This window comes from Enterobacter cancerogenus (assembly GCF_019047785.1).
Classification (GTDB): Bacteria; Pseudomonadota; Gammaproteobacteria; order Enterobacterales; family Enterobacteriaceae; genus Enterobacter; species Enterobacter cancerogenus.
The window spans coordinates 4,206,887-4,222,934 of record NZ_CP077290.1 but is presented as its reverse complement, the minus strand read 5'-3'; the positions used below and the strand labels follow the sequence as shown (position 1 = coordinate 4,222,934).

General features: G+C 55.0%; 13 protein-coding genes. All 13 read right to left on the bottom strand.

Annotated features, from left to right (window positions below; translation table 11 throughout):
- Nucleotides 1-6: 6 nt before the first annotated feature.
- The 13 genes from nuoM to lrhA all read right to left on the bottom strand — a co-directional run bounded on the left by nuoM (nt 7) and on the right by lrhA (nt 15,206).
- Nucleotides 7-1,536, bottom strand: coding sequence for an NADH-quinone oxidoreductase subunit M (gene nuoM, locus I6L58_RS19950; RefSeq protein WP_006176504.1), 1,530 nt, complete (start codon nt 1,534-1,536; stop codon nt 7-9).
- Between the two features lie 175 nt (nt 1,537-1,711).
- Nucleotides 1,712-3,553, bottom strand: a complete 1,842-nt coding sequence (nuoL, locus tag I6L58_RS19945; RefSeq protein ID WP_006176505.1) for an NADH-quinone oxidoreductase subunit L — start codon at nt 3,551-3,553, stop codon at nt 1,712-1,714.
- Complete coding sequence (gene nuoK / locus I6L58_RS19940) at nt 3,550-3,852, bottom strand: NADH-quinone oxidoreductase subunit NuoK (protein WP_006176506.1); 303 nt, start codon at nt 3,850-3,852, stop codon at nt 3,550-3,552. Before nuoK ends, nuoL begins: the two co-directional genes overlap by 4 nt.
- The gene (nuoJ, locus tag I6L58_RS19935) at nt 3,849-4,403 is read right to left on the bottom strand and encodes an NADH-quinone oxidoreductase subunit J (RefSeq protein WP_006176507.1); all 555 of its coding nucleotides are present in this window, start codon (nt 4,401-4,403) and stop codon (nt 3,849-3,851) included. Before nuoJ ends, nuoK begins: the two co-directional genes overlap by 4 nt.
- Before the next feature lie 10 nt (nt 4,404-4,413).
- Complete coding sequence (gene nuoI / locus I6L58_RS19930; protein ID WP_003861491.1) at nt 4,414-4,956, bottom strand: NADH-quinone oxidoreductase subunit NuoI; 543 nt, start codon at nt 4,954-4,956, stop codon at nt 4,414-4,416.
- Between the two features lie 13 nt (nt 4,957-4,969).
- Nucleotides 4,970-5,947 carry an NADH-quinone oxidoreductase subunit NuoH gene (nuoH, locus tag I6L58_RS19925; RefSeq protein ID WP_006176509.1) on the bottom strand — a complete coding sequence of 326 codons (978 nt, stop codon included), beginning with the start codon at nt 5,945-5,947 and terminating at the stop codon, nt 4,970-4,972.
- Nucleotides 5,944-8,667, bottom strand: coding sequence for an NADH-quinone oxidoreductase subunit NuoG (nuoG, locus tag I6L58_RS19920; RefSeq protein ID WP_137272295.1), 2,724 nt, complete (start codon nt 8,665-8,667; stop codon nt 5,944-5,946). Before nuoG ends, nuoH begins: the two co-directional genes overlap by 4 nt.
- 106 nt (nt 8,668-8,773) lie before the next feature.
- On the bottom strand, nt 8,774-10,111 hold the full coding sequence (gene nuoF, locus I6L58_RS19915) for an NADH-quinone oxidoreductase subunit NuoF (RefSeq protein ID WP_088208007.1): 1,338 nt from the start codon (nt 10,109-10,111) through the stop codon (nt 8,774-8,776).
- Nucleotides 10,111-10,611: an NADH-quinone oxidoreductase subunit NuoE gene (nuoE, locus tag I6L58_RS19910; protein WP_006176513.1), complete on the bottom strand. Its 501-nt coding sequence runs from the start codon at nt 10,609-10,611 to the stop codon at nt 10,111-10,113. The genes nuoF and nuoE overlap by 1 nt, the downstream gene beginning before the upstream one ends.
- Nucleotides 10,612-10,613: 2 nt before the next feature.
- Complete coding sequence (gene nuoC, locus I6L58_RS19905) at nt 10,614-12,416, bottom strand: NADH-quinone oxidoreductase subunit C/D (protein ID WP_006176514.1); 1,803 nt, start codon at nt 12,414-12,416, stop codon at nt 10,614-10,616.
- A gap of 89 nt (nt 12,417-12,505) precedes the next feature.
- Nucleotides 12,506-13,180, bottom strand: a complete 675-nt coding sequence (nuoB, locus tag I6L58_RS19900; RefSeq protein ID WP_006176515.1) for an NADH-quinone oxidoreductase subunit NuoB — start codon at nt 13,178-13,180, stop codon at nt 12,506-12,508.
- A gap of 15 nt (nt 13,181-13,195) precedes the next feature.
- On the bottom strand, nt 13,196-13,636 hold the full coding sequence (gene nuoA, locus I6L58_RS19895) for an NADH-quinone oxidoreductase subunit NuoA (RefSeq protein WP_006176516.1): 441 nt from the start codon (nt 13,634-13,636) through the stop codon (nt 13,196-13,198).
- 631 nt (nt 13,637-14,267) lie between these two features.
- A complete protein-coding gene (gene lrhA / locus I6L58_RS19890; RefSeq protein ID WP_042320321.1) occupies nt 14,268-15,206 on the bottom strand; it encodes a transcriptional regulator LrhA in 939 nt (312 codons plus the stop codon).
- Between the last annotated feature and the right edge of the window lie 842 nt (nt 15,207-16,048).

Sequence of the window (16,048 nt, the reverse complement as noted above, 5' to 3'; positions counted from 1 at the left end):
GGCGAATTACGGCCTTGTAGTAGAAGCAGAATTAACAAACCACTGCTGGATGTTACCCATCGCGGAGTGCGAGGTATCCAGAATAGGCTGCGGATAGAAGCCCAGCAGCACCAGCAGTACGACCAGCAACAGGATGATGAACAGCTCACGCAGCGACATCCCCGGCAGTTGTTGTGCAGCAATTTCGCTCTTCGCTTTACCGAAGTAGGCGCGATGCAGCATCGCCAGTGAGTAGACGGAAGCGAACACCAGACCAAAGGTAGAGATCACGGTAATCACCGGAACCACCTTGAAGCTGCCGAACAGAATCATAAATTCGCCGACGAAGTTACCGGTACCCGGCATACCCAGCGTCGCCACTGCGAAGAACATGGAGAGCGCTGGCAGCCATTTCATCTTGCCCCACAGGCCGCCCATCATGCGCATGTCGCGGGTGTGCAGACGTTCATACAGCTGACCACACAGGATGAAGAGACCGGCTGCGGACAGACCGTGCGCAATCATCTGAATCACCGCGCCCTGGTACGCCAGCTGGCTGCCGGTGTAGATAGCAATCAGCACGAAGCCCATGTGGGAAACGGAGGTGTAAGCAATCAGACGCTTGATGTCGTACTGCGTGAAGGCCATCCAGGCACCGTAGAAGATACCAATCACACCCAGCCACATGGCAATCGGCGCGAACTCTGCGGAAGCGTTCGGGAACAGCGGCAGCGCGAAGCGCAGCAGACCGTAGGCCGCGGTTTTCAGCAAGATACCCGCGAGGTCAACGGAACCCGCCGTTGGCGCCTGAGAGTGCGCATCCGGCAGCCAGCCGTGCAGAGGAACCACCGGCATTTTCACCGCGAAGGCGATGAAGAAGCCCAGCATCAGCAGGTATTCAATACCGTGAGACATTGGGGTGTTCAGCAGATCTTCGTAGTTGAAAGTCCAGACGCCGGTCGCCTTGTAATGCACAAACACCAGCGCCAGGATCGCAATCAACATCACCAGACCACTCGCCTGGGTGTAGATGAAGAACTTGGTTGCCGCCGTGATACGCGTTTTACCGTCGGACGCCTTATGGCCCCACAGCGCGATCAGGAAGTACATCGGCACCAGCATCATCTCCCAGAAGAAGAAGAACAGGAACATGTCGATGGCCAGGAACACGCCGATCACGCCGCCCAGGATCCACATCAGGTTCAGGTGGAAGAAGCCCTGGTATTTTTCGATTTCTCGCCAGGAGCAGAGTACCGCCAGAACGCCGAGCAGGCCGGTCAGCACCACCATCAGCAGCGACAGACCGTCAATCGCCAGGTGGATCGTGATACCGAAACGTGGGATCCACGGGAGGATAAACTCAGACTGCCACTGCGGAATGCCCGCAGACTGGGTCAGAGAGTAGCCACCCTGCAACCAGAGTTGCAGACCAAGCGCGAGCGTTAATCCCATGGTGATCAGCGCAATCCAGCGCGGCATCTTCACGCCAAAGCGTTCAGTCTGCCAGCACAAGAAGCCGCCGATGAAGGGAATTAATATTAGCCAGGGTAGTAACATGGCGATTTTTATTCCTTGTTAAAGTCCCTAAGGGACCGATTTTCAACGAATTCGACTACATTCACGATTGAGTGCGGTTTGTTGTGTCGGGTGGCGCTAACGCTTACCCGACCTACGGTCTCGTAGGCCCGGTAAGCGCAACGCCACCGGGCAAAACCGCAATCTCAAATCACAATCAACGCAACACCATCAGCAGCGCCAGCACGACAACCGCACCGATGCTCATGGACGCCACATACCAGCGCAGGTAACCGTTCTCGCTGTACAGCAGGCCTTTACCTGCAAAGCGGGAGAGGATCGCCGGGATATTCATCATGCTGTTCATCGGGTCGCGCTTCAGCAGCCACGCAATGCCCAGGAACGGCTTGACGAAAATCATGTCGTACAGCCAGTCGAAGCCCCACGCGTTGTACCACCAGGTACCCAGCAGACGGCCTGGCGCACTGTTGGCAACGGCAGTCACCAGCGTACGTTTGCCCAGCCACAGCCATGCAGCAATCAGGATGCCCGCAATGGCGACCACACCGGAGGTGATTTCAAGCGTCAGTACGCGACCGTGCTCAAGCTCGGTTGTTGCCGGCAGTACGCCCTGCAGCGGTGGCACAATCATCGCGCCAACGAAGGTGGAGAGTACCAGCAGCACAATCAGCGGCAGGTGGTGGGTAATCCCCTTCCCTGCGTGTGCGTGAATTTGTTCTTTACCGTGGAATACGATGAAAATCATACGGAAGGTATACAGGGAGGTCATAAACGCACCGACCAGACCCGCAACCATCAGATTGATATGTCCATTCGCCATGGCACCCGCAAGGATTTCGTCCTTACTGAAGAAGCCCGCGGTGATCAGCGGCAGTGCCGCCAGCGCCGCGCCGCCCACCAGGAAGCAAGCGTAAACCAGCGGGATGGACTTACGCAGTCCGCCCATCTTGAAGATGTTTTGCTCGTGGTGGCAGGCCAGAATCACCGAACCGGATGACAGGAACAGCAGCGCTTTGAAGAACGCGTGGGTCATCAGGTGGAAAATGGCCGCGTCCCACGCCTGAACGCCCAGCGCCAGGAACATGTAGCCAATCTGGCTCATGGTGGAATACGCGAGAACACGTTTGATGTCGGTCTGCACCAGCGCGGCAAAGCCTGCCAGCACCAGCGTTACCGCACCAACAATACCCACCAGATGCAGAATTTCCGGCGTCATCAGGAACAGGCCATGGGTACGCGCAATCAGGTAAACACCTGCGGTTACCATGGTCGCGGCGTGGATCAGCGCGGAGACAGGGGTTGGACCCGCCATCGCGTCGGCCAGCCACGTTTGAAGAGGAAGCTGCGCGGATTTACCCACGGCGCCGCCCAGCAGCATCAGCGTAGCCCACCACAGCATGTCGTTGCCTGCAGCGAAGTGTGCCGGTGCCAGTTCCACCATTTCGCGGAAGTTCAGCGTGCCCAGTTCGTTGTAAAGAATGAACAGCGCGAAGGCGAGGAAGACGTCACCCACGCGGGTCACGACGAACGCTTTCATGGCCGCTGCGCCATTCTTCGGATCGGTGTAGTAGAAACCGATCAGCAGGTAAGAGCACAGACCCACGCCTTCCCAGCCGAGATACATCAGCAGCAGGTTATCGGCCAGCACCAGAACAACCATGCTGGCGATAAACAGGTTGGTGTAGGCGAAGAAGCGGGAGTAACCCTCTTCACCGCGCATATACCAGGAGGCGAACATGTGGATCAGGAAGCCCACGCCGGTGACCACAGAGAGCATGGTCAGCGACAGCCCGTCCAGCACCAGATTAAAGCCGATGTTGAAATCACCGACCGACATCCAGGTCCACAGTGGAACGCTAAAGGCCTGACGTCCGTTGTTGAAGAAATCGATGCCCGCATAGGCTGTCACCAGCGCAGACAAACCGATAGAGCCGATGCCCACGGTTGCAGACAGATTCTCAGACCAGCGGCCACGAGAAAACGCCAGCAGCACGAAGCCGATCAGCGGAAAAATAATGGTTAAGGCAAGCATGTTCATCCACGCAACTCACTTACTGAATCGATGTTCAGGTTCTGGCGGCGACGATGGAGCTGCAGCAACAGCGCCAGGCCAATACTCGCTTCGGCAGCCGCGAGGCTGATGGCGAGAATGTACATCACCTGACCATCGGCCTGGCCCCAGTAGCTCCCGGCGACCACAAAGGCCAGCGCCGAAGCGTTAATCATGATTTCCAGCCCAATCAGCATAAACAGCAGATTGCGGCGGATAACCAGACCGGTTAAGCCCAGGACGAACAAAATCGCAGCGAGGATCAGTCCATGTGTTAAGGGGATCATGCGCGCTCCTCCGTTTTTCTTTTCGCGCGGTCATCAGTGCGGTTGCTCAGCACCTCGCCGACACGCTCTTCGCGGCCAACGTGGAAGGCAACAACCAGGCCCGCCAGCAGCAGCATTGACGCCAGTTCAACCGCCAGAACGTACGGGCCAAACAGGGCAATACCCACGGCCTTGGCGCTGATCGGCGTGCCGTCGATGCCCTGATCGTTCACGCCCAAAATTGCGTAAACAATTACCACCAGCATGATGGCCGACAAAATTGCCGGGCCAATCCACACCTGCGGTTTTAACCACTGACGTTCCTGCTCAATTTCGGAGCCGCCCAGGTTCAGCATCATCACCACGAAGACGAACAGCACCATGATGGCCCCGGCGTAGACGATGATTTCCAGCGCACCGGCGAAATGCGCGCCCAGCGCAAAGAACACCCCGGAAATGGCCAGCAGCGAGATGATTAAATACAGCAGCGCATGCACCGGGTTGGTGTGCGTAATCACTCGTAGCGTAGCCAGGATGGCGATAAGGCCACAGATATAAAAAGCGAATTCCATTGCCCTCTCCTTACGGTAACAGGCTCTTGACGTCGATAGGCTTAGCTTCGTTCTCTGCTTCGCCCTTATCTTTGCCGTCGATTGCCATACCCGCCATCCGGTAGAAGTTATATTCCGGGTATTTGCCCGGACCGGAAATCAGCAGATCCTCTTTCTCGTACACCAGATCCTGACGCTTGTACTCACCCAGTTCGAAATCTGGAGTCAGCTGAATCGCCGTGGTTGGGCACGCTTCTTCACACAGACCGCAGAAGATGCAGCGTGAGAAGTTAATGCGGAAAAACTCAGGGTACCAGCGGCCGTCTACCGTCTCTGCTTTCTGCAGAGAGATACAGCCTACCGGACAGGCTACCGCACACAGGTTACAGGCAACGCAGCGCTCCGAACCGTCCGGATCGCGCGTCAGCACGATACGGCCACGGTAGCGCGGCGGCAGATATACCGGCTCTTCCGGGTACATCCGGGTTTCGCGTTTGGCAAACGCGTGCAGGCCGATCATCCAGATACTGCGTACCTGGGTGCCGAAGCCTACCAGTAATTCTTTTAAGGTCATGGTCTATAGCCCCTTATGGTTGCTGCCAGAGAATGACAGCCGCCGTTACCAACAAGTTGACGAGCGTCAGCGGCAGGCACACTTTCCAGCCGAAGGACATTACCTGGTCATAACGCGGACGCGGTAAGGACGCACGAATCAAAATGAACATCATCATGAAGAACGCGGTTTTCAGCGCGAACCAGATGAACGGCGGTAAGAACGGGCCATGCCAGCCACCAAAGAACAGCGTTACCATCAACGCGGAAATGGTGACGATACCGATGTACTCGCCCACGAAGAACAGACCGAACTTCATGCCGGAATATTCAATGTGGTAACCGTCGGCCAGTTCCTGTTCGGCTTCTGGCTGGTCAAACGGGTGACGGTGACACACCGCCACGCCCGCGATAGCAAAGGTAACAAAACCAAAGAACTGCGGGATAACGTTCCAGATGTCGGCCTGGTTGTTGACGATGTCGGTCATGTTGAATGAACCGGCCTGCGCCACCACGCCCATCAGGGAGAGACCCAGGAACACTTCGTAGCTCAGCGTCTGCGCGGAAGCACGCATCGCACCCAGCAGCGAGTATTTGTTGTTACTGGACCAGCCGGCGAACAGCACCGCGTAGACCGCGAGGCCTGCCATCATCAGGAAGAACAGGATGCCGATGTTCAGGTCAGCCACAACCCAGGTCGGGCTGACGGGAACGATAGCAAACGCCAGCAGCAGCGAGGTAAAGGCGATCATCGGTGCCAGAGTAAAGATCACGCGATCCGAGAAGCGCGGGATCCAGTCCTCTTTGAAGAACATCTTGATCATGTCCGCGACCAGCTGGAGTGAACCACCCCAGCCCACGCGGTTCGGTCCGTAACGGTTCTGGAACAGACCGAGCAGACGACGTTCACCAAAGCTCATGAACGCACCGCAGGTGACCACCACCAGCAGAATCACAACCGCTTTCAGAATGCTCAGCAGGATGTCGATAAGATCCGGCGTTAACCAACTCATGCTTTTGCCTCCTGCAGGTTATCAAGTCGCGCACCCGCCAGTACCGGCGCGATGCCAGGCATTCCCATCGGCAGACCCACCTGCCCCGCGGACAGACCTTCAGAGATGATCAGCGGCAGGCTGATCGTCTGGCCGTCGTAGCTAAAGGCGATGTTCGCACCCGCGTTAACGCCAAGCTTCGCGGCATCCGCCGGGTTGAGCTTGATGTACGGTTGCGGCATACGGGTCTGGAAGACCGGAGAGCGCTGGGACATTTCGTCGCTACCAAACAGATGGTAGTACGGCGCAATACGCCAGTTGCCTTCCTGAGCCTGGAAACGTTCCGGAACGGTAGTGAAGAAGTCCAGACCGGTTTCGGAGGCTTCAATCAGACGCACGCCCGGGTCGCCGTGGCGCAGAGAACCGCCCACTTCAGCCTGGAACTTGTTCCATGCCTGCGGGGAGTTCCAGCCCGGTGCCCATGCAAACGGAACCTGAGAGCGTGGCGCAGACGGCTGGTTGTTCCCTTCCATGGAGAAGGCGAACATCGTGTCTTTATCCTGCGGCTGACGAGGTTCATGCACGCTGATATTGGCACGCATCGCGGTACGACCGCTGTAGCGGTGCGGCTCACGCGCCAGTTTCTGGCCGCGAATGCGGAAGCTTGCGTCAGGAGCTGCATCTTTGATGCCCGCCAGCTGTGGCAGTTTTTCCACTACCGCGTCGATAACGTGGTCGAGCTGCGTCCAGTCCACTTCACGGCTCTGCACAGTGCTGTGCAGGGAGTGCAGCCAGCGCCAGCTTTCCAGCATCAGCGTATTGCTGTCGTAGTACGCCGGGTCATACACCTGGAAGAAGCGCTGTGCGCGGCCTTCGTTGTTGATGACCGTACCGTCGCTTTCGGCGAAGCTTGCCGCAGAGAGCACCAGGTGCGCTTTGTCCATAATGGCGGTGCGCTGATGGTCAATGACCATCACCAGCGGCGCTTTAGAGAGCGCTGCGTCAACGCGAGCGGCTGAGGCGTGGCGATGCAGGTCGTTTTCCAGCACCACAACGGCGTCAGCAGAACCGGATTCCAGTTCGCTTAACGCTTCTTCCAGCGAGCCGCCGCCAATCATACCCAGACCGATGCTGTTCACCGCACGGGCAATCATAGTGATACCCACGTCCGCGCCGCGGCCTTTCAGGGCTTTAGCAACGTTCGCTGCCGCCTGAACGATCTCGGCGCTACCGGCGTTGGTACCGGAAATAATCAGCGGTTTTTTCGCGCCTGCCAGGGCCTGAACAATCACGTCAACCTTGTTTTGCAGGTCGCGATCCAGTTCAACCGCCGGCGAGCTGTTATCCAGCGCGTGAGCAATCGCGAAGCCAAGACGCGCCTGATCTTCCACCGGTGCGCAGTAGGTCCACGCGGCGATGTCGTCCAGACGGGTGTTGTCGACGTTGGTCACAAACAGCGGATGCTTCGCGCGCTGACCGATGTTCAGGATTGCCGCAATCTGCCAGTCAGCCACTTTCTGGGCCGCTGCCATTTCACGCGCTTTACCTTTCACCGCCTGACGAACCGCCAGAGCTGCACGCGCGCCGGTCTGGGTCAGATCTTCACCCAGCACCAGCACCGCATCATAAGATTCGATTTCGCGCAGCGCAGGAGTATGAATACCGCCTTCGCGCAGCACTTTCAGCACCAGCTGCAGACGTTCCTGCTCACCCTGGGCGATACCGGTGTAGAAGTTTTCTGCCCCAACCAGCTCGCGCAGCGCAAAGTTGCTCTCGATGCTGGCACGCGGGGAGCCGATACCGATCACTTTCTTCGACTGACGCAGAATATCCGCAGCGCCCTGCATCGCCTGCTCGGCGTTCAGGGTGATCAGGTCATCGCCACGGCGCTGAACCGGCTGACGCGGACGGTCTTTCAGGTTTACATAGCCATAGCCGAAACGACCGCGGTCGCAGAGAAAGTAGTGGTTAACGGTACCGTTGTAACGGTTTTCGATACGACGCAGTTCGCCATAACGTTCACCCGGGCTGGTGTTACAACCCAGGGAGCACTGCTGGCAGATGCTTGGCGCAAACTGCATGTCCCATTTACGGTTGTAGCGCTCGGAGTGCGTTTTGTCGGTGAAGACGCCGGTCGGGCAGATTTCTACCAGGTTACCGGAGAATTCGCTTTCCAGAACGCCATCTTCCGGACGGCCGAAGTAGACGTTGTCATGCGCGCCATACACGCCCAGATCCTGACCATCTGCATAGTCTTTGTAGTAACGCACGCAGCGGTAGCAGGCGATGCAGCGGTTCATTTCGTGAGAGATGAACGGCCCCAGATCCTGGTTACGGTGGGTACGCTTGGTAAAGCGATAGCGACGGAAGCTGTGACCGGTCATTACGGTCATATCCTGAAGGTGGCAGTTACCGCCCTCTTCACAAACCGGACAGTCGTGCGGGTGGTTGGTCATCAACCACTCCACCACGCTTTCGCGGAACTGTTTGGCTTCTTCGTCATCAATCGAAATAAAGGTGCCTTCGGTGGCTGGCGTCATACAGGACATCACCAGGCGACCACGCGTGTCTTCCGCGTTCTGATATTGCTTCACCGCACACTGGCGGCAAGCACCGACGCTGCCCAGCGCCGGATGCCAGCAAAAGTACGGAATATCGAGGCCAAGAGACAGACAAGCTTCTAGCAGGTTGTCCGCCCCGTTGACTTCGTATTCTTTGCCGTCTACATGAATCGTAGCCATTAGCATGCTTCCAGTTGGCTCGAATTGCTTCGAGCGTTAATCAAAATTCTTTTATCGCCCTCACCCTCCCCCTCTCCCTGAGGAAGTGGGCCGGAATGAGGGGGAATTACCAGCGTGCTTTTAGCAGGTTCGGCTGAATCCCATTGATGGCATGGGTATTACTGAACGGCTGCTTGATGCCTGCTTCGAATTCTTCGCGGAAATATTTAATCGCGCTTTGCAGTGGCTCGACCGCACCCGGTGCGTGGGCGCAGAAGGTTTTGCCTGGGCCCAGGAATCGACACAGTTGCTCAAGTGTCTCGATATCGCCAGGCTGGCCTTCGCCACGCTCGAGGGCGCGAAGGATCTTCACGCTCCACGGCAGACCATCACGGCACGGTGTACACCAGCCGCAGGACTCACGGGCAAAGAACTCTTCCAGGTTACGCACCAGCGGAACCATGCCGATTTCGTGATCGACGGCCATCGCCAGCGCCGTACCCAGACGGCTGCCTGCTTTACCAATGCTTTCGAATTCCATCGGCAGGTCAAGGTGGGCCTCGGTGAGGAAGTCTGTTCCTGCCCCGCCCGGCTGCCAGGCTTTGAACTTCAGGCCATCACGCATGCCGCCCGCGTAGTCTTCAAGAATTTCACGCGCGGTGGTACCGAACGGCAGTTCCCAGACGCCAGGATTCTTCACGCGCCCGGAGAAGCCCATCAGCTTGGTGCCGGCATCTTTGCTTGAAGAGATGCCCTGATACCACTCCACGCCGTTGGCAAGGATCGCCGGGACGTTACACAGGGTCTCGACGTTGTTAACGCAGGTCGGTTTACCCCACACGCCGGAGCTGGCCGGGAACGGTGGCTTGGAACGCGGGTTCGCACGGCGGCCTTCCAGGGAGTTAATCAGCGCGGTCTCTTCACCGCAGATATAACGCCCTGCGCCGGTGTGCACAAACAGTTCGAAGTCAAAACCGGTGCCCAGAATGTTTTTACCGAGCAGACCGGCTTCGGTCGCTTCGGCAATCGCGCGACGCAGATTTTCTGCCGCTTCGATATATTCGCCACGCAGGAAGATGTAGCCACGCCAGGCTTTCAGCGCAAACGCGGAGATCAGCATGCCTTCCACCAGCAGGTGCGGCAGCTGCTCCATCAGCAGGCGGTCTTTATAGGTGCCCGGCTCCATTTCATCGGCGTTACACAGCAGGTAACGGATGTTCATGGATTCGTCTTTTGGCATCAGGCTCCACTTCAGACCGGTGGAGAAGCCCGCGCCGCCGCGCCCTTTCAGGCCGGCATCTTTAACCGCATTGACGATCTCATCCGGTGCCATACCGCCGAGCGCCTTGCGCGCGCCAGCATAGCCGTTCTTCGCCTGATACTCTTCCAGCCACACCGGCTGCTTGTCGTCGCGAAGACGCCAGGTCAGCGGATGGGTTTCGGGAGTCAGAATAATATTTTTCATTATTTATACTGCTCCAGCAGGTCAGGAATCGCTTCCGGCGTCAGATGGCTGTGAGTGTCCTCATCAATCATCATGGTCGGCCCCTTGTCGCAGTTACCCAGGCAGCAGGTTGGCAGCAGGGTAAAACGCCCGTCGAACGTGGTCTGGCCTGGCTTGATATTGAGTTTCTTCTCAATGGCGGCCTGAATACCCTGGTAACCCGTGATGTGGCAAACCACGCTGTCGCAGTAGCGGATCACGTGACGGCCAACCGGCTGACGGAAGATCTGGCTGTAGAACGTCGCGACGCCTTCGACATCACTGGCCGGGATACCCAGCACTTTTGCGATCTCGTAGATCGCGCCATCCGGCACCCAGCCACGCTGTTTCTGTACGATTTTCAGCGCTTCAATGGACGCCGCACGCGGGTCTTCGTAGTGGTGCATCTCGTGCTCAATGGCGGCACGCTCTGCTTCACTCAGCTCAAAAGCCTCGGTTTGTGGTTGTTGATTCTCGTGCATAATTAGCGGTCCACATCTGACATAACAAAATCGATACTACCCAGATACACAATCAGGTCGGAGACCAGACTGCCGCGAATAGCTGCCGGGATCTGCTGCAGGTGCGCAAAGCTTGGCGTACGCACGCGGGTACGGTAGCTCATGGTGCTGCCGTCACTGGTCAGGTAGTAACTGTTAATACCCTTGGTCGCTTCAACCATCTGGAAGGATTCTTGCGCCGGCATGACCGGACCCCAGGAAACCTGCAGGAAGTGGGTGATCAGGGTTTCGATATGTTGCAGCGTGCGCTCTTTCGGTGGCGGCGTGGTCAGCGGGTGATCCGCCTTGAACGGGCCTTCCGGCATGTTATCGAGGCACTGCTGGAGAATGCGCAGGCTCTGGCGCAGCTCTTCCACTTTCAGCATGACGCGGGTGTAGCAGTCGGAAACCCCGCCGCCAACCGGTACTTCAAAGTCGAAGTTCTCATAGCCAGAGTATGGACGGGCTTTACGCACGTCGAAATCAATACCTGCTGCACGCAGACCTGCACCCGTGGTACCCCACTCCAGCGCTTCTTTCGCGCCGTAAGCGGCGACACCCTGTGAACGGCCCTTGAGGATGGAGTTGCGCAGCGCGGCTTTCTCGTAAGAATCCAGACGCTTCGGCATCCACTCCAGGAACTCGCGCAGCAGACGGTCCCAACCGCGCGGCAGATCGTGCGCCACGCCGCCAATGCGGAACCAGGCCGGGTGCATACGGAAACCGGTAATCGCTTCCACCAGATCGTAGATTTTCTGACGATCGGTAAAGGCGAAGAAGACCGGGGTCATTGCGCCGACGTCCTGAATGAACGTGGAGATGTACAGCAGGTGGCTGTTAATACGGAACAGTTCTGACAGCATGACGCGGATCACGTTAACGCGGTCCGGCGTGGTGATGCCTGCCAGTTTCTCAACGGCCAGCACGTATGGCATTTCGTTCACGCAGCCGCCGAGGTACTCGATACGGTCGGTGTACGGAATGTAGCTGTGCCAGGACTGACGCTCGCCCATCTTCTCAGCACCACGGTGGTGATAGCCGATATCGGGGACGCAGTCGACAATCTCTTCGCCATCAAGCTGAAGAATAATACGGAATGCACCGTGCGCAGACGGGTGGTTTGGACCGAGGTTGAGGAACATGAAGTCCTCGTTGTCGGTACCGCGCTTCATACCCCAGTCTTCCGGCTTGAAGGTCAGCGCTTCCATCTCCAGATCCTGCTTGGCTTTGGTCAGCTCAAACGGGTCGAATTCAGTTGCGCGCGCCGGGTAGTCTTTACGCAGCGGGTGGCCGGTCCAGGTCTGCGGCATCATGATGCGCGTCAGGTGCGGGTGGCCGTCAAAGGTCATGCCGAACATTTCCCAGGTCTCACGCTCGTACCAGTTGGCGTTCGGGAAAAGTTTGGTGATCGTCGGCAGATGCATGTCGTTTTCAGACAATGCCACCTTGAGCATGATATCCGTGTTGCGGTCTATTGAGATCAGGTGGTAGAAAACGGAAAAATCCGCAGCAGGGAGACCCTGGCGGTGCGTACGCAGACGTTCATCCATGCCGTGTAAGTCAAACAGCATGACGTATGGTTTTGGCAATTTCTTAAGGAAATCGACCACTTCCAGTAATTGTTCACGCTTCACCCAAACGACGGGTACGCCGGTGCGGGTGGCCTGAACAGTAAAGGCATCCGGCCCAAAACGGTTGCGCAGTTCGCCAATGACGGGGTCATCAAGATGATCCCTTGTCTGCCAGGCGGCTTCTTGCGCGGTTAAGTCGGTCATATTGTTCACCATTGCAAATGGTCCGTGGTGACTGTTAAGCCTGGCTTCGCGCTATTTGAGTAGTGATATGCGAAGGTTTTCTCCAGGCCCACAGGCGCAAATTAAATTTCGTCAGGCGTACGCAGGTTGGTTACTGCAATACGTTCACCGCGTTTACGCTCGCGCTCAGACGGCATATTGGCGCGGTACACGCCCTGATCGCCAACCACCCACGAGAGCGGGCGACGTTCTTTACCGATAGACTCCTGCAGCAGCATCAGCGCCTGCATGTAAGCTTCCGGACGCGGCGGGCAGCCCGGGATGTACACATCCACAGGAATGAACTTATCAACGCCCTGCACAACAGAATAAATGTCGTACATACCGCCAGAGTTTGCACATGCGCCCATGGAGATAACCCATTTTGGCTCAAGCATCTGGTCATACAGACGTTGAATAACCGGCGCCATTTTGGTGAAGCAGGTGCCCGCCACCACCATCAGGTCAGCCTGACGTGGAGAAGCACGGAGTACCTCTGCCCCAAAACGCGCAACGTCATGCACCGCAGTGAATGACGTCACCATTTCAACGTAGCAGCAAGAAAGGCCAAAGTTATAAGGCCAAATGGAGTTCTTACGACCCCAGTTGACCATATCGTGCATGGCATGTTCGAGCTTGCCCATGTATACGCTTTTATTGACTTCTTGCTCCAGGGGGTCTGTTACGATCTCCTGTTTCTGCAGGGGGTAACGGTCATTCTCACCGTTAGGATCTATGCGGGTGAGCGTATAATCCATCTTGTTGCCTCGCTGTTACTGCTGACGATTAGAGATACTGTTTTCCGGGTTGATGTGTTCACGACGTGAACGCGCAGGCGTCCAGTCAAGCGCGCCAATACGCACCAGATAAACCAGACCGGCCAGTAGCACTAAAATGAAAATTGCGGCCTCGACAAAGCCCACCCAACCACTTTCGCGTATGGACGTTGACCATGCGAAAAGGTAAAGCGCTTCCACGTCGAAGATGACGAAGAACATGGCTACCAGATAGAACTTGGCAGACAGGCGTAAGCGAGCGGTGCCGACTGAATCAATACCTGATTCAAAAGGCGTGTTTTTGTGCCTTGCGCGGGCGCGACCGCCCAGGAACCAGCCGCCGACTAACATCAGGCAGCACAGGCCAATGGCTACAATAAGAAAGATTGCGAATGCCCAGTGATGAGCGATGACTTCTGTGGATGTTGACATACTCATTGCTTACTCATCAAAAGTGATACCTGTGAGACTGCTCTTGCTGGCAGATGGGTATCACATCGATTCATGGGGAGGAACAAAATAACCTTACACTAACTGTCAGAAATGAGACATAGACAGCAAAATGATGGGGTTTTTTACTCCTTTCTATAACCTTTTGTCAACTTTAACAAAGGTTTCTTCACAGTAAATTACATCGAGCGATTCTCATTAACATTTCATGCCCTTTAACCCTGGTGGGTACATGACTATACGTCAAATGCATGCTGTTGAATCGTGTCCGTTTTGGAAGTAAAAAAAATAACCCTCCTATTTTGACAGGATTTGCCAACGATTCCTCCCCCCAAAGAGGAGTATTTTCTTGATCTGAGACACGCTTTTGTTAATTCAATCAAAAAAACAGCAACATATTTCCTGTTTTTTTAACATGGAGGGGAGATGAAGCAGGAGAGAACTGAAATCGTTCGAAGATCAACCAAAACCATTTATCGTAATGATAATTAATGGTTATTTCTTAATCCCATTCTATGAAAGTGGGTATAACTGACAAAAAAAAACCACTCAACGCGAAAACCGCGCGAGTGGTCTTTTTTTACACTTACATTTTGTTACGAGAATTTTGAGTGGTTGATTACTCAAAATCCCCCTCAGCGATCAGGGAGTTATCACCCCCTTCTGGAGTAACATGCTCGAACTGCCACGGATTGTGGTAGTTTTCCATCGCGTCAAACACCACTTTCGCAAGCTCGTTGTTGCTGGAAGCGTTATGGCACAGCATGTACTCCGTATCTGGCAATACAGGCAGGCCATCACTTCTCCCCAATACTCGCAGATCCGGGCTCATCATCTCCACCGGTCGGGCCGTCACACCCAGCCCGGCTTTCACGGCGGCGCGAACGGCGGGCAACGTTGAAGCAACGTAGGCCAGACGCCACGGAATATTGGCTTCATTAAGCGCAGAAAGCACCATATCGCGGAACGGGCTTGGATCATCCAGTAATACCAGAGGAATGGCCTCGCCTTTTTGCAGCACATATTCCGCCGCACAATACCAGTGCGTGGGCGATGTGCGAAGCGTCAGGCAATCAAACGCCCCTGGACGATGGGTGGTGACGACCAGGTCCACTTCGTTCTCTTTCAACATCTCAACCATAAACGCATTGCGTTTTACGCTGACATCTAACGCAAGCTTCGGATAAACCGAACTAATTCGGTTGAGAAGAAACGGTAATATGGTGTCCGCTGACTCATCAGATGCACCTAACGTTAGCACCCCCTGAAGGTTGCTAAACATTAACGACATACATGCTTCATCATTAAAGCGAAGTATTTTTCTGGCGTAACCCAGTAGCTGTATACCGTGTTCGGTTAAGAGCTTATTGCGCCCGTGACGCGCAAAGAGTTCTTTACCCACCAGCTGCTCCAGCCTCTGCATCTGTTGGCTTACGGCAGACTGGGTTCGGCAAACTGCGGCAGCAGCTGCTGCAAAAGTGTTGAGATCGGCGACCGCAACAAACGTTCTCAGCAGATCGAGGTCGAGATTCATTATCGGACGATTTGCATTTATCATATCTATTCACTTTCAGGTTGCTCGTGCGGAGCTGCCCGGGTTGAAGCTGTGTGTAAAAGTTAAGCAATTCCCTCTGAAGGTTTCCCTCGCATCCCGGCCCGGCAGACTGCCTGACAGACAGTTATTGTGCTGCGTTAAACCAACAGTCAGAAACAAGGTTTCATGACGTTATTTTTATTCTCTACAACGTTCAGGTTATTTAGATGTTTGCAGATGTAGGTAAATCCCTTTAAAGGGAAAACATATTTCTGCCATCTTTATCGCAGCGCTGTCAACGTGACAGGATGTGATCCTCACAATCCAGCCAGAGATAACTTTAACAATAACAATCGATTAATTTAGAACAGCGGGTTCAGATGGACGTAACAAGCTTATCTGTCATCTGCTTTCCCGTAAGACATCTTAACTCAAATCCACTATATTTATAAGTCTTATTGTAAAGCTGGAGATTAAACTGCGTTGAAAAACCGCTACTGTAATTTTATTAAAATTAATGAAGTTGCATTTTCGTCGATAATAATAAATAAAGTTTAATTTAGATTAAGGCCATACATTAATAACACTTAACATTTAATTCACACGAGTAACTTTTAGCCCATCAGGCATATTAGTACAACCCTTATGTTAACATTCAGGTTTTACGAAAGGTCGCCTGGGGCAACAGCCCCGCCTGTTCACGCCTGTAGGAAAATCACCTCATTTTTAACAGAATAAAATTCAATTAATTTGCCTTTAACCAGCACATTAATCCTTTCAATGCATTAAAAACGAGATGATAACCACCGTAAAACAATCCATGGCAGCAATATAAATTTAAAGCAAAATTCACCTCTGCACAAAAT